Raw genomic sequence first — 19,058 nt, 5'->3', positions numbered from 1 at the left:
TCCCCCGGGGCCGCGCCGCCCGGGCAACGGGCGCGGCGCCGGATACTGGAGGTGGCGGGGGGCGAACCGCAGCAGACCGGAGAGGCGGGCGCGCCATGAGCCGCAGGCCGGACATCCTCGGCGAGTTCACCGCGGAGCACCGCGCGGTGGAGGACCTGCTCGCCCGGATCGAGGCCGCTCCCCCGCTCTCCGGCGCGGCCGGGCCGGAGGGCGCGGCGGAGCCCGCGGCGCCGGGCGGCGCCGCGGAGCCCGTGGAGCGGCTGATCGGGCAGCTCACCGACCTGTTGTTCAGCCACTGCGCGGCGGAGGAGGAGCACCTGTTCCCGGTCGTCCAGCACGACGTGGCCGACGGCGGCGCGATGGTGTTCCGGTGCATCCACGACCACCTCGCGATCGGCCAGTACCTCGCCGACCTGCAGTCCCTCCCGCCCGGCGACCCCGCGCCGGCGACCCTGCTGCGCGGACTCGCCGAGCTGCTGCGCCGGCACCTGGCCACCGAGGAGAAGGAGCTGTTCCCCGCCGCCCGCAAGGCGTTGCCGGCCGCCGCCCGGAACGCGCTCGCCGAACGGCTGCGGGCCGAACGGGCGGAGATCGCCGAGGCGGGGCCGTCGGGGCCGTGAGCCCGCGGGTCAGGGCTTGGCGCTGATCACCGCGAACCGGCCGCCCTCCGGGTCCTGGAGCCGGGCCACCCGCCCGTACGGCGAGTCGAACGCCGGGCCGAGCGCTCCGCCGCCGAGCTCCCCGGCCCTGGCCACCGCCGCGTCGGTGTCCGGCACCGAGAAGGACACCTCCCAGTGCGGCGGCATCCCCGCCGGCCCGCCCGCCTGCTCCCGGGCGAGCGCGGCGACGCTGCGCCCCTCGGTCCGCAGCACCACCCGGTCGTGCTCCCAGCGGACCTCGAACCGCTCCGGGTCCCGGCCGTCCCAGCGGAACACCTCGCCGTAGAAGAGCGCGGCCGCGAACGGATCCGGGGTGCGCAGCTCGATCCAGACCGGTGAGCCCAGGAGGTCGAGGCGCCGGGCCCGGCCGAGCGGACCCTCCCAGATGCCGAACACCGCGCCCAGCGGGTCCGCGGCGAACGCCACCCGGCCCGCGTCGAAGGACAGCGGCCCCACCGCGAGCGTCGCGCCGCGCTCGCGGACCGCGTCGGCGGCGGCGTCCGCGCTCTCCGTGCCGAAGTAGCTGGTCCAGGCGACGGGCATGTCCCAGCCCCCGGTGGCCACGCCGAGACCGGCCACCGCCTGCCCACCGGTCACGGCGTGCACGTACGGGCCGAAGCGGTCCGGCCCCGGCTCGAACTCCCAGCCCAGCAAAGGCCCGTAGAAGGCCTTGGCCACGTCGAGGTCGCGCGCCATCAGGCTCACCCAGCACGGGACGGCCGCCACGCAGCGCACCTCGGCCGTTGTCCCACCGCTGACCATCGCGACCACCTCCGAGACCCCGGCCGCCGGGCCCCTCCCGACTCCCACGGCCGTCCGGCCGCCCGGGCGACTTCAGCCTAGGACGTACCGGACGGTTCGGGGCGGATCAGCACGCGGGGTGGGGTGTGGGCGTGGTGAGACCCTGGTGAGGGGCGTGCGCGGAAGGTTCCGCGCCCCGGGCGGTTCAGAGCACGGGCGCACCTCCGAAGCCGTCGTGGCCGGCGCCCGGGGCGGTCAGGGCCAGCCATCCGTGGCCCCGGACCGGAGTGTCGGCGCTGATCGCGGCCGGGTTCACCGAAAGACCGGCGGCGGCCGCGCCGATGGACTCGACCAGGGAGGCGTTGGGTTCGGTGCCGTCCGGGTCGTCCTCGTCGGGCTCGCCGGCCGTGGGCAGCGGCTCCCAGGGCAGCGGCTCGCCGGTCCACTCCGGCGCGTCGTGGCGCCAGTACCCGCGCACCAGGGTGCCGTGCTCGGCGGCCGCCCAGATGACGGAGTCGGCGAACGGGTCCTGGAAGAACACCTGGGCGCGGCCGCAGGCGGCGCTGAGGCGCTCGACCACCTCGTGCGGCCACCACGTCGTCTCCCGCAGCGGGGACTCCGCGTAGATCAGCCGCCAGCCCGCGTACTCGGGCGTGACGAACACCCGGTGCACCGGCCCGGGCGCGGACTTCTCGTCGTCCTCCTGGGCGGCGAGCCCGTACCGGACCGTGACGGGAACGCGGTCGTGCAGGCCCAGCACGGTGAACGCCGCCTCGTACGTCCCGCCCGGGACGGCGAGCCACCAGTGGTCGGGCAGCGGACCCGGCCGCTCGGCCTCGAACGCCCGGCGCACGGCCCGCGCGTCGACGGCGTGCTCCGGTGCCCCGGCGCGGAGGACGTCGAGGAGCGCGGCGAGCGCCTCCGGGGCGGGGACGGCGGTGGTCGCCGTGGTCGCGGTGGTCGCGGTGGTCATGGCACGGACGCTAGCCGAGGGGTCCGACACCCCCTCACCCGGACGGGTGAACCGGAGCGGCGGCCCGGCCCGCCGCCGGGACGACCGCGGGGACAACTGCGGGGACAACTGTGGGGGTCAACGCCCCTTCCGGCCGCAGGAGTCGAGCCGGGCGACCAGGTGGAGGCGGTCGCCGTCGGCGGTGTCGGCGGGCCGGTCGCCGTCCGTCCAGGGCGGTTCGGTGCGCGGACCGGGCCGGTCGTGGAGGGCGAGGACGGTGAAGCCGTGGACGGCGAGCAGACCGCGCAGCTCCTGGGGGAAGAGCAGCCGCCAGGCGGAGTGCTGCTCGACCGGCGGCGCGCCGTCGTCACTGGCCCAACTGCGGGTGCGGCGCAGCAGTTGGGCGGCGTGGTCGATCCACAGCACGGTGCGCGAGGTGTGGGTGACGCCGTCGTGGGTGACGCTGTCGAGCCGCGGGGCGTCGAGGAGTTCGGTGCGGCCGAGGAAGAAGGCGCCGTTGCGCATCTCGGCGACCAGCAGGCCGCCGGGGCGCAGGTGGTGGCGGAGCCGGCCGAACAGCGCGTCGAGGTCGGCGTTGGTGTGGCAGTAGAGCAGCGCGCTGTCCAGGCAGAGCACCGCGTCGAACCGGCCGGGCAGGGTGAAGTCGCGCATGTCGCCGACGTGGTAGGCCGGTCCGGGGTGGCGGGCCCGGGCGTGGGCGATCATCTCCGGGGAGCTGTCCAGGCCGGTGACGGTGCGCCCGGCCGTGCGGTGCAGCCAGCCGGCGTCCCGGCCGGTGCCGCAACCGAGGTCGAGGACGTCGGCCCCGGCGCCGTGCTCGCGGAGCATCGACTCGGCCCACCGGGCGGCGGTGAACCCGGGGTCGGGGAAGCGGAGTTCGTAGAGCTCCGGGCGGTCGGTGAGCAGGTTGCGGCGGGCGGTGGCCGGCTCGGGGGCCGGGCGGGGGTGGTTCATCGGGCCTCGCTGGGGAGGGGACGGGAAGCCGCCCGGTGCGGCCGGGCGAGAGCGGCGGCCGGGCCGGCCGACGTGCCGGGGGCCGTGGCCGGCGCGGACGCGGCGCGCGGGGCACCGAGGACACCGGGGGCACCGGCGGGCCGGCCGGAGCCGTACGCGTACGGCGCGCGGCGACCTCACCGGCCCGCCACCGGCCGCGGCCCCGCGAGCGGCGCGGCGCCCTGCCCGGGGAGCGGTGCGCCGGCGGGGGCGGGCAGCACGCCGAGGCCGGCCCGGTCCGGGGTGCGGACGGTGCCGTCGGCACCGCCGATGCCCTGCCAGGGGTCGTGGGCGAGCAGCAGGTGGCCGTCGAGGTCGAGCCACCGCGCCCGGTCGGCGAGGTGGACGGCGGGCGCGATGCCGAGCGAGCTGGCGGCCAGGCAGCCGAGCATCAGCTCGGTGCCGCTGCCGCGCAGGGCCTCGACGATGCGCAGCACCTGGTGGACGCCACCGCACTTGGCGAGCTTGAGGTTGACGCCGTGCACCCGCCCGGCGAGCCGGCAGGCGTCCTCGTAGCCGACGGCGTCCTCGTCGGCGATCACCGGGACGGGCGAGCGTTCGGCGACGGCGGCGAGCGCGTCGGGGCGGCCCGGGGGGATCGGTTGCTCGACCGCCTCGACGCCGGTGGCGGCGAAGGCGGGCAGCAGTCGCAGGGCCTGCTCCGGGGTCCAGGCGCCGTTGGGGTCGAGCAGCAACCGGGCGTCCGGGGCGGCCTCGTGGACGGCCCGCACCCGGGCCAGGTCGAGGCCGGGGTCGGCCGAGCCGGCCTTGACCTTGAGCACCGTGAAGCCGGCGCCGGCGAGCCGGGCGGCCTGGACGGCGGCGTGCGCCGGCGGGTCGATGCCGATGGTGCGGGCGGTGGCGGCGGCGACCGGTCCGGCGCGGCCGAGCAGCCGGTGGACGGGTTCGCCGGCCCGCTTGCCGACCAGGTCGAGCAGCGCGGCCTCGACGGCGGCCAGCACCCCGGCGGGCAGCGCCGCGTAGGGGGCGGCACCGTCGCGGAGGTCGGCGAGCGCCTGCTCGGGGTCCGGGCCGTCCTCCAGCGCGGGGCGCAGGGCGTCGAGGGACCGCCGGATCCGGTCGGTGGGAAGGTCCAGCCAGACGCTGCTGACCGCCTCGCCGTGGCCGGTCGATCCGCCGTGGGCGAGGGAGAGCTGGACGGCGTCGCGTCCGGTCGTCACCGAGCGCGAGATGCGCAGGGGTTCGGCCAGCCGGAGCCGGACGGTGCGGACGTCGAGCCTCATCGGCCCTCCTCGGCACGGGCGGGGGCGAAGCCGGGGGCGCTCACGGCGGCCCCGACCGGGACGGCCTCGGCGGGCCCGCCGCGGTCGGTGCGGCAGCGGGCCCAGCCGGTGACCTCGGCGGCCGCCGGGTGCGGGATCTCGACCGGGCGCGGCGCGGCCCGGGCGGCGTCCAGGCCGTGCCGCCGGCAGAACGCGTCGTCGTACACGGTGCCGAGGTAGCGGTGCGGGCCGTCGGGGAAGACGGTGGCGACGGTGGCGCCGGGGTGGGCGCGGGCCGCCCAGGCCGCGACCAGGGCGACCGCGCCGGTGGACCAGCCGCCGCTGACGAAGGCGCCCCGGGCGAGGCGCCGGCAGGCGTCGACCGCCTCGGCCGGGCCGACCCAGTGCACCTCGTCGAAGGCCTGGTGGGCGACGTTGCGCGGGTGGATGGAGCTGCCGAGCCCGCGCATCAGCCGGGGCCTGGCGGGCTGGCCGAAGATGGTGGAGCCGACCGAGTCGACGCCGATGATCCGCAGCCGGGGCCAGCGGCGGCGCAGCGCCTCGGCGAGCCCGGCGCTGTGGCCGCCGGTGCCGACACTGCAGACCAGCACGTCCAGCTGGTCGAGGTCGGCGGCGATCTCCTGGGCCATCGCCCGGTAACCGGCCGCGTTGTCGGGGTTGTTGTACTGGTCGGGCCAGTAGGCGTCGGGCAGCCGGTCGAGCACGGCGCGCAGCCGGGCGAGCCGGGCGGCCTGCCAGCCGCCGTGCCGGGCGGGCCGCTCGACCAGCTCCAGCCGGGCGCCGTAGGAGCGCAGCAACTGCCGCATGGACGGTTCGAGTTCGCTGTCGCCGACCAGCACGACGGGGTGGCCGAGGGCCTGCCCGGCGAAGGCCAGGCCGACCCCCATGGTGCCCGAGGTGGACTCCACCACCGTGGCGCCGGGCCGCAGTTCGCCCCGGGCGTGGGCGCCGCGGAGCATGGCGACGGCCGAGCGGGCCTTCATGCCGCCGGCGCTCAGCCCCTCCAGTTTGGCCCAGAAGCCGGGGTGCGGGTGCGGCAGCGGGGTGGTGATCCGGGCCAGCGGGGTGCCGCCGAGCAGCGGCAGCAGGGCCGGGTTGCCCAGCCGTGGACGGTCCACGGCCGCGCCGGGGTCGAGCAGGGCGGTCACCGGCCCGCACCTCCGTACAGGTGGAGGACGCTCGGTCCGCCGTCGAGCCAGAAGAAGGGGTACGGCTCGGCGCTGACGGCGCTGACCCCGTCGCCGAGCAGGCACGGCAGGACGGCGCTGCCGGTCTGCGCGAACAGCACCAGGGGCTTGCCGGTGGCGCGGGCGTGGGCGAGCAGCGGGTCGAGGGTGCCGTTGCCGAGGGTCATGCCGGAGGCGAGGATCGCGTCGCAGTCGTCGAGGTGGGCGAGGGCGTCGGTGTGCACCGGCTCGTCCCATTCGGTGGTGCCGCCCTTGAGGTCGCAGGGCAGATAGCCGACCTCGTGCGAACGGAGCTGCTCCAGGAGGGAGTTGACGACACCGACGACCAGCACCCGGCGGGTGACGGCGAGCGGCAGCAGCCCCACCACGGCGGAGGCGCGCACCCGTGACTTCACCAGCGAGGAGCCGGCGGGCAGGCCGTACCGCCGGGCGCCGTAGGCCGGTGCGTGCGGGCGGCAGTGGCCGAGGTAGGCGTCGAGCGCGGCGACCCGGACGGCGGTGCGCGGGTGGTCGAGCAGGTCGCCGACGCTGGCGCCGACGCAGTCGGTGACCGTGTCGGCGGGCAGCTCGCCGGGTTCGACGGCGCAGGAGCCGACGGCGGCGCCGAGCCGCAGGCTGAGCACCTCGTTGCGGTAGCCGCGGGAGCGGCCGCCGTGCCGGACGGCCTGCACGGTGCTGAAGGCGAGGGCGATCCGCAGGGAGGCCGGGTCGGGTCCGTACGCCCCCGTCCGGACCCGCCCGGTGATCAGGTCGAGCACGGGACGCGGGGCGGCGGCCCCGGTGCTCGGACGCGTGCTCGGGTGCGGACTCGTGCCCGGGCCCGGGAGGGTGATCGGGCCGATCGCGGTGGCGGCGCTCACGCGGACACCTCCGCGGGCTCGGCCGGGCCGGCGGCGGGCGCGAGGCGGGGAGTGAGCCCGGCGAGCAGCCGCTCGGCCGAGCGGCGCGCCCCGTTCCCGCCGGTGTCGGCCGTCATGACGTGCCCCAGGTACTCGTTGTTGCTGGTCGCGGGCCGCACCGCGCGGCCGGACCCCGCGAGGCTGAGCTCGACCACCGCCGGGTCGCGCCGCACCGAGGCCTCGCCGTCGAAGCCGTCCAGCAGGCCGTCCTGCCCGCCGTCGGGCACCAGGAAGGCGATGGCGGCGCTGGTCACCCCGGTCGGGCGGACGGTGAGGTCGGGACGGCGGCCGAGGGCGAGGTCGACGGCCGCGGCGGCCAGGTCGACCCCGGTGACCCGCCGGACCAGTTCGGTGATCCGGTTGCCGGCCGGGCGCGGGTTGACCTCGACCACCCGCGGACCCGTGGCGGTGAGCTTGATCTCGGTGTGGGCGACGACCTGGTCGAGGCCGAGCGCGGCCAGCGCGGCGACGGCGGTACCGGCGGCGGCCTCGGCCTCCGCCCGGTCGAGGGCGGCCGGGAACATGTGGCCGGTCTCGACGAAGGCGGGCGCGCCGCCGATGCTCTTGTCGGTGATGCCGACGACGTGTGCGACCCCGTCCGCGGAGACCGTCTCGACGCTGACCTCCGGCCCGGTGAGCAGTTCCTCCAGCAGCACCGCCGGCTCCCGCCGCTGCCCGCGCGCGTTGACCGGGAAGCCCTCCAGCGCCTCGATCGCCGCGAGGAGTTCGGCCTCGTCACGGACCGCGCGGACGAACATCCCGGCGCACAGGTCGACCGGCTTGACGACCAGCGGGTAGCCGATCCCCGCGGCGGCGGCCCGGGCCTGCTCGCCGTCGGCGCAGAGCGCGTACCCGGGCCCGGGGACGCCCGCCCCGGCGAGCCGGCGGCGGGTGAGGTCCTTGCGGCAGGCGGCCTCGACGGCCTCGGGCGCCGGGCCGGGCAGGCCGAGCCGGCGGGCCACCCGGGCGACCTGCGGGAGGTAGTAGTCGCAGGAGGAGAGCACGCCGTCGAAGCCGAGCAGCGCGTGCAGCCGTTCGGCGAACGGGAGCAGCGCGTCCGGGTCGTTGGTGTCGGCGGTGAGGACGTTCTCGGCGGCGAGCAGCGGGTGCGGGCCGTCACCGGGGGCGGCGGCGCGCAGGTAGTGGTGCAGGTCGCGGGTGAGGAAGGTGAAGCGGTGGCCGCCCTCCCCCAGCGCCCGTGGCAGCAGCCTGCTCATGGAGCCGACCCAGCTCTCGATCACCAGCAGATGCGCCACGGCTCTCCCTTTCGACGGACTCGGCGAACAGGCAGGACCGTAACGGGATTCGTTTTCATTTTCAACGCGCCGGACCGCGCATCCGTCGATGCGTCAGATGAAACTGGTTTTCATGTACTCTTGCCCCCACCCGCCGCGCCCCAGCCCTGCCGGAGTTGCCTGATGGACCGTCAGTTCCCTTATGTCGTACGCCATGCGCTCCCGCAGGACGTGCCCGGAGCCCGCCGGCTGATCCTGGACACCTTCTACCGCGAGTTCGGCTACGGCTACGTGCCCGACTGGCACGCCGATGTCGTCGACCTCCAGGGCCACTACCTGGACCACCCCCGGCACGCCCTGCTGGTCGCCGTGCACGGCGAGGAGGTGGTGGCCACCACCGCGCTGCACTCCACCGGACCGGCCCACCCGCCGCACCCGCGCGAGCTCACCCGGCGCTACCCGTCCGGGACCACCGCGCAACTGGTCCGGGTCTACGTCCGGGCCGAGCACCGCCGGCACGGACTGGCCCGGGAGCTCGTCCACCGGGCCCGCGCCTTCGCCGCCGCCGAGGGCGGGTACCGGCGGCTCTACCTGCACACCAACACCGCGATCCCCGGCGCCGAGGCGTTCTGGCGCAGCCTCGCGGAGGAGGTCCACGACGCCCGGCCGACCGGCGAGCACGGGCCGGGGGTGGCCACCGTCCACTTCGAGATCCCGCTGCACCGGCCGGCGGTCACGGCCGGCCCCGGGCGGACCGGCGGGACCGCGGGGCGGAGCGTCGGCGAGGGGGTCGGAGCGGGCGCCCGGGCGATGTGACGCAGGTCACACCGGAGTACGAAATTTCCGGGGACGGATTCCCCGTTTAGCCCTGCGTAGGACTAAGCGGGGAGTGACTCCCCGGAACCCGTACCCCGGGAGGAGTGCACCCGTGACCACCGTCGCCCCTCGCCCGAGCCCCGCCGCGGGGCCGGCCCGCGCGCCCCGACTGCGCGCGGACGCCAGCCGCAACCGCGAACGGATCGTGCTGGCGGCCCGGGACGCGTTCGTCGAGTACGGCGCGGACGCGCCGCTGGACGAAATCGCGAAGCGGGCGGGCGTCGGAAACGCTACGCTCTACCGGAACTTCCCCACCAGGACGGCACTGATCCGCGAGGTGGCGCTGCTCGTCAAGAACCGCATCGTGGCGATCGCCGAACGGGCGGCCGCCGAGGTCGCCGGCCCGTTCGACGCCCTGGAGCGGTTCGCCCACGAGACGGTCGACGAGAAGGTCGGCGCGCTCTGCCCGCTGCTCACCAACCGGGTCGACATGTACGACCCCGACCTGGTCGAGGCGCGCGAGCGCCTGCTGGCCGTCGCCGGCGGCCTGCTGGAGCGGGCGAAGGCGGCGGGCGAGGTCCGTCCGGACGTCGACCACGGAGACCTGTTCATCGCCCTCAGCCAGCTCACCCGCCCGCTGCCGGGCACCGAGTGCCACGTCCTGGACGGGTTCGTCCACCGGCACCTGCAACTGTTCCTGGACGGCATGCGGGCGCCCGCCCCGTCCGTCCTGCCCGGCCGGGCCGCGACCTTCGAGGACTTCCACGGCGACCACTGACCTGCCGCGCCGGCCGACCGGCGTGACCTGACGACACACCCGAGACCCACCACCGCGGGGACGCGGTGCGGCCGCCCGTGCGCGCCCACCGCTGCCGTCCGCGACCCCTGAGCGACCTCCGCACCGCCCGCACACCGCACCCCTAAGTGAGTACTTCCATGCCACAAACCGACGCCCAGTCCGCCCTCCAGCCCGATCCGAGGCGCTGGAAGGCCCTGATATTCATCGGCCTCGCGCAGCTGATGGTCGTCCTCGACGCCACCATCGTGAACATCGCGCTGCCGTCCGCCCAGCAGGACCTCGGCATCACCGACGGCAACCGCCAGTGGGTGATCACCGCGTACGCCCTGGCCTTCGGCGGCCTGCTGCTCTTCGGCGGCCGGGTGGCCGACCTGTGGGGGCGCAAGCGTGCCTTCGTGGTCGGCCTGACCGGCTTCGCCCTGGCCTCCGCGCTGGGCGGCGCCGCCGTCAACACCACGATGCTGCTCGGCGCCCGCGCCCTCCAGGGCGTCTTCGGCGCGCTGCTGGCGCCCGCCGCGCTGTCGCTGCTGGCCGTGATGTTCACCGAGGCCAAGGAGCGCGCCAAGGCGTTCGGCATCTACGGCGCGATCGCCGGCGGTGGCGGCGCGATCGGCCTGATCCTCGGCGGGCTGCTCACCGAGTACATGAACTGGCGCTGGACCTTCTTCGTCAACATCCCGTTCGCCGTGGTCGCCGCCGCCGGCGCCGTCCTGGTGATCCGCGAGCCGGCCGTGGGCCGCAACCGCAACCGCCTCGACGTCCCCGGGGTGCTGCTGGTCACCACCGGTCTGGTCGCCCTGGTCTACGGCTTCACCCGGGCCGAGTCGGACGGCTGGAGCTCGGGCGTGACGATCGGCCTGTTCGTCGCCGCCGCCGTGCTGCTGGCCGCGTTCGTCGCGGTCGAGCGGCGGGTCAAGGCGCCGCTGCTGCCGCTGCGCGTCGTGCTGGACCGCAACCGCGGCGGGGTCTACCTGTCGCTGGGCCTGGCCGTGATCGGCATGTTCGGCCTGTTCCTGTTCCTGACCTACTACCTGCAGATCGTGCTCGACTACAGCCCGGTGCTGACCGGCGTGGCCTTCCTGCCCATGGTGGCGGGCATGATCACCGGCTCGACCCAGATCGGCGCCCGGCTGATGACCCGCGTCCCGGCGCGGTTCCTGATGGCGCCCGGCTTCCTGGTCGCCTCGCTCGGCCTGCTGATCCTGACCCAGATCGACCTGGACAGCTCCTACCCGGCGCTGATCCTGCCCGGTCTGGTCCTGATGGGCCTCGGCATGGGCACCGCGTTCATGCCCGCGATGAGCCTGGCCACGCACGGCGTCCAGCCGCGCGACGCGGGCGTGGCGTCCGCCATGGTCAACACCTCCCAGCAGGTCGGCGGCGCCATCGGCACCGCACTGCTGAACACCATCGCGGCGAGCGCCACCACCACCTGGCTGGCGGCCCACGCGGCGAGCGCCACCACCCCGGACGCCGCCCGGGCGGTGCAGTTCCAGGGCATGGTGGAGGGCTTCTCCACCGCGATCTGGTGGTCCTTCGGCATCCTGGTCCTGGCGGGCGTGATCGCCTTCACCCTGATCAACGCCGGCCGCCCCGGCTCCGGCGGTGCCGGCAAGGGCGCCGACCCGGACGCGGCGGAGGCCAACGAGGTGCCGGTGCTCGTGCACTGACCCCCGCGGGGTTCGCGACGGTGCGACGCGGCCCGCCCGGTGTCCTGAGGACACCGGGCGGGCCGTTCGCCGTTTCCGGGCACCCCGGTGGAAGTGGGGAGTGGTCCCCGATTATTCTGGTCGGACTTCGAAACGGGGATCACTCCCCGCTTCACTCCGACCGAGGTGCGTGGACATGACCCGGAATCAGGGAAGCGGTGGCGGACGCGGACAGCGCGCCGCCGACTGGACCGACGGCCGGCTGGGGATCTACACCCTGGCCCGGGCCAACCTGCGGAAGATCTTCCCGGACCACTGGTCCTTCATGCTGGGCGAGATCTGCCTCTACAGCTTCGTGATCATCATCCTGACCGGTGTCTGGCTGACGCTGTTCTTCAAGCCGAGCATGGGCGAGATCGTCTACGACGGCTCGTACGTGCCGCTCAAGGGCGTGCCGATGTCGGAGGCGTACGCGTCGACGGTCGCCATCAGTTTCGAGGTGCGCGGCGGTCTGCTGATCCGGCAGATCCACCACTGGGCGGCGATCGTCTTCATCGCGGCGATGTTCGTGCACATGATGCGGGTCTTCTTCACCGGCGCGTTCCGCAAGCCGCGCGAGATCAACTGGGTGTTCGGCTTCCTGCTGCTCTTCCTCGGCATGCTGGACGGCTTCTTCGGCTACTCGCTGCCGGACGACCTGCTCTCCGGCACCGGCATCCGCTTCGTCGAGGGCGCGATCCTGGCCGTCCCGCTGGTGGGCACCTACATCCAGATGTTCCTGTTCGGCGGCGAGTTCCCGGGCACCGACATCGTGCCCCGGTTCTTCACCGTCCACGTGCTGCTGATCCCGGGCATCATGCTGGGCCTGCTGGTCGCCCACCTGATCCTGGTGTTCCACCACAAGCACACCCAGTGGGCCGGGCCGGGGAGGACCGAGAAGAACGTCGTCGGCATGCCGCTGATGCCGGTCTACCTGGCCAAGGCGGGCGGCTTCTTCTTCCTGGTGTCCGGCCTCATCGCCGCCGTCTCGGCGATCGCCACGATCAACCCGATCTGGGCGTACGGCCCCTACCGCCCGGACCAGGTGTCCACCGACGCCCAGCCCGACTGGTACATGGGCTTCGCCGAAGGGCTCGTCCGGGTGATGCCCGGCTGGGAGGTCGGTCTGTGGGGCCACACCCTCAACCTCGGCGTGCTGATCCCGTTCTCGCTCTTCCCCCTGATCCTCGGCGCGATCGCCGTCCACCCCTTCGTGGAGGGCTGGGCGACGAACGACCGCCGCGAGCGCCACCTGCTCGACCGCCCGCGCAACGCCCCGGTCCGCACCGCGCTCGGCGCGGCCTGGATCTCGCTCTACCTGGTGACACTGGCCGGCGGCGGGAACGACCTCGTCGCCACCCACCTGCACCTGTCGCTCAACTCCATCACCTACGCCGTCCGGGTGGGATTCTTCGTCGTCCCGGTGGCCGTCTTCGTCGTCACCAAGCGCTGGTGCCTGGGCCTCCAGCGCAGGGACCGGGAGAAGGTGCTGCACGGCCGGGAGACCGGCGTCGTCGAGCGGCTTCCGCACGGCGAGTACGTGGAGGTGCACGCCCCGCTCGCGCCCGCGGAACTGCACCGGCTCACCTCGCACGAGCAGCCGCGTGCCCTCGAACTGCCCGCCCCCGTGGACGACAATGGAGTGGCCCACCCGGCCGGGGTCCTTGACCGCGCCCGTGCGAGGCTGTCCCGTGGGCTCCACGGCGAGGGCGCCCGGATCCCCCGGCCCACCGCCGAGGAGTTCCACCGGGCCGCCGCGCACCACCCGCCCGTCGGGCCGCCCGCCGTCGCCGAGCCCCGCGTCACCGAGCAGCACGTCACCGAGCACCGCGTCACCGAGTCCCGCGTCACCGAGCACCAGGAGACCGGCGGCGGGCACGGCCACTGAGGCCGCGCCGCCCGCGACCACCCGCCGAACCGGAGAGGGAGGACACCGTGCACGACCGTACCGACCAGCTGGCCGACAGCAGATACCTCCTGCTCACCACCTTCGGCGAGGACGGACGCCGGATCCGCTCGCAGAGCTGGGTGATCGCCGACGGCACCGCCCTCGGCATCTGGACGCCCGCCCACTCCGGCGAGGCCGAGCGGATCCGCCGCCACCCCAAGGTCCTGGTCGGCCCGTGCGACGCGCACGGGCGCCCGACCGGGCGTCAGCTCCCGGCCCGCGCCGCCGTCTGCGACGCGGACGCCACCGCCCGCTACCGCACCTCGCTGATCAACAAGTACGGGCTGACGGCGTTCCTGGCGCTGGCCCGCAGCCGGATGCGGCTCGGGCTGGCCGGGACGGTCGGCATCCGGATCACGCTCAACGAACTGGAGCAGCGGCTGGTCGGGCCGGAGTGGCAGGTGCCGACCACGTACTGCCCGAACTGAGGGCCGGGCGGGCGGGCGTCAGGCCGGCCCGTCGTCCGGCGCGCGGGCCAGGTCCCCCGGCTCGCAGGCCTCCCGGCCGGTGCCGGCGTGCACCACCTTGACCGCACGGCCCGGCCCGCCCGGCACCACCCGCTGCTCGCGGCCGCAGCGCGGGCAGATCAGCGGAATGCGCGAGCGGTGCGCGGCCGGGCCCGCGGTGCCGTCCGGTTGCGTCACGACAGCGGGTGGGTCGGGACCGGGCTGACCTCCTGGATCTCGCCGTGGGCCTTGGTGAGCAGCTGCGAGGCGAGGTCGTTGAGCGCCCGCGCGGCCGCGATCTCCTCGCCGACCCTCAGCTGTTCCGGGTCGGACGGGTGGCGGCTCGTGTACCCGTGGGCGCGCAGCTCCGTGCCGTCACCCAGCCGCAACAGGGCGGCGGCGGCCGTCCGCGGCCCCTCCTCGCGGAATTCCATCTCGATGTGCCAACCGACAAGAGTCTGCATGGCGGATCACCTCCGGCGGTCGCTTCTCGTCCGGTTACCCCTCCAGAGTGCGCCGCACCTCCGGTGAACACCAGAGCAGGGGTTTTGAACACGCTCAATCCCAGCGCCTCGCCCTGCCCCCGCCGGAGCAGGAAGTCGGCCGGGCCGACTTTCCACTCCCACCCACCAGCCGGCACCACCAGACACCCGACCGCCCCACCCGCACGGCGCGCCCGGCGGAGCAGGAAGTCGAACCGGCCGACTTCCCACTCCCCACGCCAACCAGCCCCGCCGGAGGCGGCGGGCGGCTCGCACCGCACATTCGGCGGCGGCGTGGCGTGGGAAGTCGGACGGGCCGACTTTCTGCTCCGTGGCGGGTGGGGGTCAGGTGGTGGGGATGGTGAGGAGGAGGGTGCCGGTGTCGAGGGTGCGGATCTCGAAGTGGGTGATGGTGGTGGGCGGGTAGGCGGTGCCGCCGGTGGTGCGGAGGGGGGTGGTGGGGGCGTAGCCGGTGGCGGGGACGTTCCAAGTGGTCACGGTCTGGTGGCCGCCGGTGGCGGAGACCGCGACCAGGTCGCAGGTCAGCGGCCCCTGGACGCCGGAGAGTTCGAGGGTGACCCGGCTGCCCCAGGGGGCGGGGTCGACGCCGACCACGGCGTGGGTCCCGGTGGCCGCGTCCGTCGCGGTGAAGCGGTGGGCGGCCGCGGTGGCGACCACGCCGGGCGTGGAGTCGGCGGTGATCACGGCGGCGGTCACCGCGGGGCCGGCGATCGTCAGCGCGGCCGCCGCGGCAACCAGCACCAGGCGCCGCACGCGCCCGCGCCGGCGGCTCTCCCGGACCTGCCCGACCAGCCGGTCGAACAGCGCCGGGTCCGGCCGGGGGGTGGGGTCGGCCGGGTCGGCGGCGGCCGCGTACTCACCGAGCAGCGCCTCGACCGGGCGGAGTTCGGCGAGCTGTCCGGCGCACTGCGGGCAGCCGGCGGCCAGGTGGGCGTCGAAGGCGGCGCGTTCGGCCGGGTCGAGGACGCCGAGGACGTAGGCGCCGACGTCGAGGTGCACGGCCCGCGCGGGATCGGGTTCGGACGGTGTCACGATGTCACTCCCCGTTCCTCCAGCGCGAGCCTGAGCGCGCGCAGCGCGTAGTACGCCCGCGAGCGCACGGTACCCGCCGGGATGCCGAGTTCGGCGGCCGCCTCGGTGGCGGTGCGGCCCTTGAAGTAGGTCTCGACGATGACCTCGCGGTGCGCGGCGGAGAGGTCGCCCAGCGCGTCGGCGACCGTCATCATCCGCAGCGCGCGGTCGAGTTCGTCCTCGGCCGGCAGCAACTCCAGCGGCCCGGCGTCCACTTCGCGCGGGCGGGCGCGTTCGGCGCGGTGCTCGTCGATGACGATCCGGCGCGCGACGGTGGCGAGCCAGGGCCGCAGCGACCCGGCCGCCGGGTCCAGCCGGTGGAGGTTGCGCCAGGCGCGCAGCAGCGTCTCCTGCACGACGTCCTCGGCGCGCTGGCGGTCACCGGCGACGAGGTGGAGGACGAAGCCGAACAGCGGCCCGGCGTGCTCGCGGTAGAGCGCGCGCATCAGGTCCTCGTCCGGGGCCGGCGCGCCCCGGACGGCCGGGCCGCCGTCACCGGGAGGCTCCTCGGTCACCCTCACATCCTCGCGCACACGGACCTCCGGGTCGAGCGTCGTCACGGGCCGGACGGCCGGCTCAGTAGCCGGTCCCACCGGAGCCGCCGGAGCCGCTCGCACCGGCCCGGTCACCGGTGGGGGTCACCGCGAACCAGATGCCCTGCACGCCCTGGCCCTTGGTGTCGCCGGGCTTCTCGTCGGGCGTGTAGCGGTAGAGCGGCCGGCCCGCGAGGGTGAGCTGCTTGCTGCCGTCGGCGCGGGTGACGGTGCCGACCAGCTTGGGGTCGACGCCGCTGACGGAGGCCGTCGTGCCGGTGGCCGGGACGGGCGGCCAGAGGGCCGCGCAGCCGCCGTTGCAGGTGGCGGTGGGCGGGTCGGTGCTGTCGTGGTCGAAGCGGTAGAGGGTGTACCCGGCGCTGTCGGTGACGATGGTGCCGAGGTGCGGGTCGTCGGTGGTCCTCAGGACGGCTGCGGACATGCCGGGCGAGGCCGGGGCGCTGGGCGCGGCGGGCGGTTTGGCGGGCGACGAGCCGCTGTAGGACGAGCCGCAGCCCGTCACCAGGGCCGCCGCGGCCAGCCCGGCGGCGGCGAGCACGGCGAGCCGTCCGCGGGAGTGCACGGGAGGGCGCCGGGCTCCGTCGGTGTGATCATCGGTCGTGCCGTCGGTGCGGCGGGTGGTGCGCATGGTGACCGCTCCCCGGTCGGTGCGGGTGCACGTCGGTGCCGGACACCCTCCGGTACGGACGGGGGCGGCCGTCCGCTCAACGGACGGCACGGTAGGGTCCGCGGAATAGCGCGCGGGCAGCAGCCGTTGTCGGGGGCACATGGCCTAGACCGCCACCACCGGAAGGGCAGGAATCGCGACATGAGCAGCACGGTCGAGCTGACCAAGGAGAACTTCGACGAGATCGTCCCCGGCGCGGACGGCGAGGGTTTCGTCTTCATCGACTTCTGGGCGGCCTGGTGCGGCCCCTGCCGCCAGTTCGCGCCGGTCTTCGAGAAGGCCGCCGAACGCCACCCCGACCTGGTCTTCGCCAAGGTGGACACCGAGGCGCAGCAGGACCTGGCCGCGGCCTTCGGGATCCAGTCGATCCCCACGCTCGCGATCATCCGCGACGGCGTGCTGGTCTTCTCCCAGGCGGGCGCGCTGCCCGAGCCGGTGTTCGAGGACCTGATCGGCCAGGCCCGCAAGCTGGACATGGCCGAGGTGAAGCGGAAGGTGGCGGCGGAGCAGGACGGCGGCCCGAAGGCCTGACCTCCGGCCCTCGCACGGCCCGTTCGTCACGGCGAGCCCCCGGGGTGGTACGGCCACCCCCGGGGGCTCGCCGCCATGTCTCCGGGAAGGTGCGTCGGGCCGCCGCGCTCAGTCCTCGCCCGCCCCGCTCCAGGCGGTGAGGCGGACGGCGAGGGCGCGCAGTTCGTCCCGCAGGGCGTCCGGGCTCCGGACGGTGAAGGGCCAGCCGAGGCCGGCCAGCATCACGGCCATGCCGTCGAGCCGCTCGGCCCGCGCGCGGAACAGGACGCGGCCGTCCCCGGTCGCGGTGACCGTGCCCGCGGTGGGCGGGATGCGGTGGCGGGCCTCGTCGAGCGTGGTGGTGAGCACCACCTCGACCTCGTGCGTCCAGGGCACCGCGGCGAGCGACTCCAGCACCCGCTGCACCGGGTCGACCCCGGCCGGCGGCTCGAAGCCGTCCTCGCGCGGCTCGACCGAGCGGATCCGGTCGACCCGGAAGGTCCGCTGCTCCCCGCTGTGGTGGTCGAGCCCCGTGGTGTACCAGCGCCCCGAGTGGAAGACCAGCCCGTACGGGTCGAACGCGCGCTCGCTGGGCGCGCCCGCCCGGTCCCGGTAGTCGAGCCGGACGCGGCGCCGGCGGCGGGCCGCCTCGGCGAGCGCGAAGAGGGCGGTGGCGGCCGGGCTGGGACCGGTGGCGGGCGCGCCGGTCAGCCCGAGGGTCTGCTCGACGGCCGCGACCTGCTCGCGCAGCTGCGGCGGCAGCACCCGCTGGATCTTGGCGAGCGCCGACTCCCCGGCCTGCTCCCCCACCGACAGCCCGGAGCGCCGGCCGGCCAGCAGCCCGAGCACCACGGAGGCGGCCTCGTCGCCGGTGAGCATCAGCGGTGGCAGCCGGAACCCCGGCATCAGCCGGTACCCGCCGTAGCGGCCCCGCTCGGCGCGCACGGGGATGCCGAGCTCGGCGAGCCGGGCCGCGTAGCGCCGCACGGTGCGGACGTCGACCTCCAGCCGGGCCGCGAGTTCGGCGCCGGTGAGGCCGGGGCGGGCCTGGAGCAGTTCGAGCAGGGCGAGGATGCGGCTGACCGGGTGTTCCACGGGTCCTGCGCTCCTCGGGCCTGCTGCGGTTCGCCCGGCCGGTGGCCGGTCCGCCGGCCCGCCGATCGGGCACGCCGGCCGGCCGATCGGCGGACCTGCCGACGATCCGGTTAATCCGGTCGAGTTCTGTCCGGATGTGATTCTAGGGTCGGAGTCGACAACGGGCAGCCGGGAGACCTCCCGGTGCCCCGACGGCGGCCGCGCGGCCCGGCACCATCAGGACAAACAGGAGAGGACCGTTCCCCATGAGCACCTTCGTACTCGTCCCCGGTTTCTGGCTCGGCGGCTGGGCCTGGGACGCGGTGGCCGAACCGCTGCGCGCCGCCGGCCACGTCGTGCACGCGGTGACCCCGCCCGGGCTCGCCGAACGGGCCGGCGAGGCCTCGCCGGAGACCGGGGCGCAGACCCACATCGACGACCTGACCGACCTGCTGGTCCGCGAGGACCTCCGGGACGTCGTCCTGGTCGCGCACAGCGGCGGCACCATCGCCGTGAGCGGCGCGGCCGACCGGGTCCCGGAGCGGATCCGCCGGGTGGTCTGGGTCGACTCCGGCCCGATGGCCGACGGCGTCGCGCTCGCCGAGCTCTGGGACCCCGCCTACCGCGCCGCTCTGGAGGCCTCCCTGGTCGACGGCCGGCGGCTGCCGCTGCCCTCCTGGGAGGTGCTGGCCTCGGGCGGCGCCGACACGGCGGGGATCGACGAGGAGGGCCTCGCCCGGTTCCGCGCGCGGGCGACCGACCAGCCCGCCCGCACGTTCACCGAGCCGGTGCGGCTGGCCGACGGGGCGGCGAAGCTGCCGAAGGCCCTGGTCTCGTGCTCGATCCCGCTGGCGCAGGTCCGGGAGATGATCGCCGCCGGGCACCCGTACTTCGCGGCGCTCGGCGGGCCGGAGTGGGAGCTGCGCGAAATCCCGACCGGCCACTGGCCGATGTTCTCCCGGCCGGCCGAAACGGCGGCGGTGCTGGCCGAGTTGGCCGGGATCGAGTAGGGCGCTCCCGGCCCGGCCGCGCGGGCGGGGCGCCGGCGCCG

The 19,058-nt window shown here is 75.4% G+C and carries 20 protein-coding genes and 1 pseudogene; 8 read left to right on the top strand and 13 right to left on the bottom strand.

From position 1 onward, the window contains the following. Positions 1-95: 95 nt before the first annotated feature. On the top strand, positions 96-620 hold the full coding sequence (locus ACFVVL_RS08965; protein WP_387672682.1) for a hemerythrin domain-containing protein: 525 nt from the start codon (positions 96-98) through the stop codon (positions 618-620). 9 nt (positions 621-629) lie between these two features. Here ACFVVL_RS08965 and ACFVVL_RS08960 read toward each other — a convergent pair whose 3' ends face one another. The 7 genes from ACFVVL_RS08960 to ACFVVL_RS08930 all read right to left on the bottom strand — a co-directional run bounded on the left by ACFVVL_RS08960 (position 630) and on the right by ACFVVL_RS08930 (position 7,952). Continuing rightward, entirely contained in the window at positions 630-1,385 is a 756-nt protein-coding gene (locus ACFVVL_RS08960) for a VOC family protein (protein WP_380293362.1), read from the bottom strand. Positions 1,386-1,605: 220 nt separating this feature from the next. Beyond that, complete coding sequence (locus ACFVVL_RS08955) at positions 1,606-2,373, bottom strand: hypothetical protein (protein WP_387672679.1); 768 nt, start codon at positions 2,371-2,373, stop codon at positions 1,606-1,608. Positions 2,374-2,490: 117 nt separating this feature from the next. Then, on the bottom strand, positions 2,491-3,327 hold the full coding sequence (locus ACFVVL_RS08950; protein WP_387672676.1) for a class I SAM-dependent methyltransferase: 837 nt from the start codon (positions 3,325-3,327) through the stop codon (positions 2,491-2,493). Between the two features lie 176 nt (positions 3,328-3,503). Next, on the bottom strand, positions 3,504-4,610 hold the full coding sequence (locus ACFVVL_RS08945; RefSeq protein WP_387672673.1) for a dipeptide epimerase: 1,107 nt from the start codon (positions 4,608-4,610) through the stop codon (positions 3,504-3,506). Next, complete coding sequence (locus ACFVVL_RS08940) at positions 4,607-5,758, bottom strand: pyridoxal-phosphate dependent enzyme (protein WP_387672670.1); 1,152 nt, start codon at positions 5,756-5,758, stop codon at positions 4,607-4,609. The genes ACFVVL_RS08945 and ACFVVL_RS08940 overlap by 4 nt, the downstream gene beginning before the upstream one ends. Continuing rightward, positions 5,755-6,555: a Rossmann-like domain-containing protein gene (locus ACFVVL_RS08935; protein ID WP_380293401.1), complete on the bottom strand. Its 801-nt coding sequence runs from the start codon at positions 6,553-6,555 to the stop codon at positions 5,755-5,757. Before ACFVVL_RS08935 ends, ACFVVL_RS08940 begins: the two co-directional genes overlap by 4 nt. A 98-nt stretch (positions 6,556-6,653) precedes the next feature. Beyond that, entirely contained in the window at positions 6,654-7,952 is a 1,299-nt protein-coding gene (locus ACFVVL_RS08930; protein ID WP_387672667.1) for an ATP-grasp domain-containing protein, read from the bottom strand. A 162-nt stretch (positions 7,953-8,114) separates the two neighbouring features. Between ACFVVL_RS08930 and ACFVVL_RS08925 the strand changes: the two genes are divergently transcribed. The 5 genes and pseudogenes from ACFVVL_RS08925 (at position 8,115) to ACFVVL_RS08905 (ending at position 13,610) form a co-directional block, all read left to right on the top strand. Beyond that, positions 8,115-8,747 (top strand): GNAT family N-acetyltransferase, encoded by a 633-nt coding sequence (locus tag ACFVVL_RS08925; RefSeq protein WP_387672664.1) that lies wholly within the window; start codon positions 8,115-8,117, stop codon positions 8,745-8,747. Between the two features lie 112 nt (positions 8,748-8,859). Further along, positions 8,860-9,525, top strand: coding sequence for a TetR/AcrR family transcriptional regulator (locus ACFVVL_RS08920; protein WP_380293376.1), 666 nt, complete (start codon positions 8,860-8,862; stop codon positions 9,523-9,525). A gap of 158 nt (positions 9,526-9,683) precedes the next feature. Continuing rightward, a complete protein-coding gene (locus ACFVVL_RS08915; RefSeq protein WP_387672661.1) occupies positions 9,684-11,216 on the top strand; it encodes an MFS transporter in 1,533 nt (510 codons plus the stop codon). A gap of 175 nt (positions 11,217-11,391) precedes the next feature. Continuing rightward, a pseudogene (locus tag ACFVVL_RS08910) lies at positions 11,392-12,999 on the top strand (cytochrome bc complex cytochrome b subunit); the annotation flags it as partial. Positions 13,000-13,169: 170 nt separating this feature from the next. Next, positions 13,170-13,610 carry a PPOX class F420-dependent oxidoreductase gene (locus ACFVVL_RS08905; RefSeq protein ID WP_380293382.1) on the top strand — a complete coding sequence of 147 codons (441 nt, stop codon included), beginning with the start codon at positions 13,170-13,172 and terminating at the stop codon, positions 13,608-13,610. Between the two features lie 18 nt (positions 13,611-13,628). Here ACFVVL_RS08905 and ACFVVL_RS08900 read toward each other — a convergent pair whose 3' ends face one another. From ACFVVL_RS08900 to ACFVVL_RS08880, 5 genes are all read right to left on the bottom strand, one after another. Then, positions 13,629-13,826, bottom strand: coding sequence for a hypothetical protein (locus ACFVVL_RS08900; RefSeq protein ID WP_380293384.1), 198 nt, complete (start codon positions 13,824-13,826; stop codon positions 13,629-13,631). Beyond that, complete coding sequence (locus tag ACFVVL_RS08895) at positions 13,823-14,092, bottom strand: DUF1876 domain-containing protein (RefSeq protein WP_350545708.1); 270 nt, start codon at positions 14,090-14,092, stop codon at positions 13,823-13,825. The genes ACFVVL_RS08900 and ACFVVL_RS08895 overlap by 4 nt, the downstream gene beginning before the upstream one ends. Before the next feature lie 363 nt (positions 14,093-14,455). Continuing rightward, a complete protein-coding gene (locus ACFVVL_RS08890; RefSeq protein ID WP_387672657.1) occupies positions 14,456-15,163 on the bottom strand; it encodes an anti-sigma factor family protein in 708 nt (235 codons plus the stop codon). Continuing rightward, positions 15,160-15,717 (bottom strand): sigma-70 family RNA polymerase sigma factor, encoded by a 558-nt coding sequence (locus tag ACFVVL_RS08885; protein ID WP_387672654.1) that lies wholly within the window; start codon positions 15,715-15,717, stop codon positions 15,160-15,162. The genes ACFVVL_RS08890 and ACFVVL_RS08885 overlap by 4 nt, the downstream gene beginning before the upstream one ends. Positions 15,718-15,778: 61 nt before the next feature. Continuing rightward, complete coding sequence (locus ACFVVL_RS08880; RefSeq protein ID WP_380293390.1) at positions 15,779-16,384, bottom strand: hypothetical protein; 606 nt, start codon at positions 16,382-16,384, stop codon at positions 15,779-15,781. 180 nt (positions 16,385-16,564) lie between these two features. Here ACFVVL_RS08880 and trxA point away from each other — a divergent pair, with 180 nt between their 5' ends. Beyond that, entirely contained in the window at positions 16,565-16,954 is a 390-nt protein-coding gene (gene trxA, locus ACFVVL_RS08875; RefSeq protein ID WP_380293392.1) for a thioredoxin, read from the top strand. Positions 16,955-17,062: 108 nt separating this feature from the next. Here trxA and ACFVVL_RS08870 read toward each other — a convergent pair whose 3' ends face one another. Continuing rightward, positions 17,063-18,028, bottom strand: a complete 966-nt coding sequence (locus tag ACFVVL_RS08870; RefSeq protein ID WP_387672651.1) for a helix-turn-helix transcriptional regulator — start codon at positions 18,026-18,028, stop codon at positions 17,063-17,065. 245 nt (positions 18,029-18,273) lie between these two features. On the opposite strand from ACFVVL_RS08870, the gene ACFVVL_RS08865 reads away from it, so the two are divergent. Beyond that, a complete protein-coding gene (locus ACFVVL_RS08865; RefSeq protein WP_387672648.1) occupies positions 18,274-19,017 on the top strand; it encodes an alpha/beta fold hydrolase in 744 nt (247 codons plus the stop codon). Positions 19,018-19,058: the final 41 nt, after the last annotated feature.

It is taken from the genome of Kitasatospora sp. NPDC058115 (assembly GCF_042884635.1).
Taxonomy (GTDB): domain Bacteria; phylum Actinomycetota; class Actinomycetes; order Streptomycetales; family Streptomycetaceae; genus Kitasatospora.
The sequence above is the reverse complement of the archived record's forward strand: the minus strand, read 5'-3'. Positions and strand labels throughout refer to the sequence as shown.

Coding starts and splice junctions, on each gene's coding strand:
- ACFVVL_RS08865 (WP_387672648.1), top strand. CDS start 18,274: ATGAGCACCTTCGTACTCGTCCCCGGTTTCTGGCTCGGCGGCTGGGCC.
- ACFVVL_RS08945 (WP_387672673.1), bottom strand. CDS start 4,610: ATGAGGCTCGACGTCCGCACCGTCCGGCTCCGGCTGGCCGAACCCCTG.
- ACFVVL_RS08950 (WP_387672676.1), bottom strand. CDS start 3,327: ATGAACCACCCCCGCCCGGCCCCCGAGCCGGCCACCGCCCGCCGCAAC.
- ACFVVL_RS08965 (WP_387672682.1), top strand. CDS start 96: ATGAGCCGCAGGCCGGACATCCTCGGCGAGTTCACCGCGGAGCACCGC.
- ACFVVL_RS08880 (WP_380293390.1), bottom strand. CDS start 16,384: ATGCGCACCACCCGCCGCACCGACGGCACGACCGATGATCACACCGAC.
- ACFVVL_RS08925 (WP_387672664.1), top strand. CDS start 8,115: ATGGACCGTCAGTTCCCTTATGTCGTACGCCATGCGCTCCCGCAGGAC.
- ACFVVL_RS08895 (WP_350545708.1), bottom strand. CDS start 14,092: ATGCAGACTCTTGTCGGTTGGCACATCGAGATGGAATTCCGCGAGGAG.
- trxA (WP_380293392.1), top strand. CDS start 16,565: ATGAGCAGCACGGTCGAGCTGACCAAGGAGAACTTCGACGAGATCGTC.
- ACFVVL_RS08915 (WP_387672661.1), top strand. CDS start 9,684: ATGCCACAAACCGACGCCCAGTCCGCCCTCCAGCCCGATCCGAGGCGC.
- ACFVVL_RS08955 (WP_387672679.1), bottom strand. CDS start 2,373: ATGACCACCGCGACCACCGCGACCACGGCGACCACCGCCGTCCCCGCC.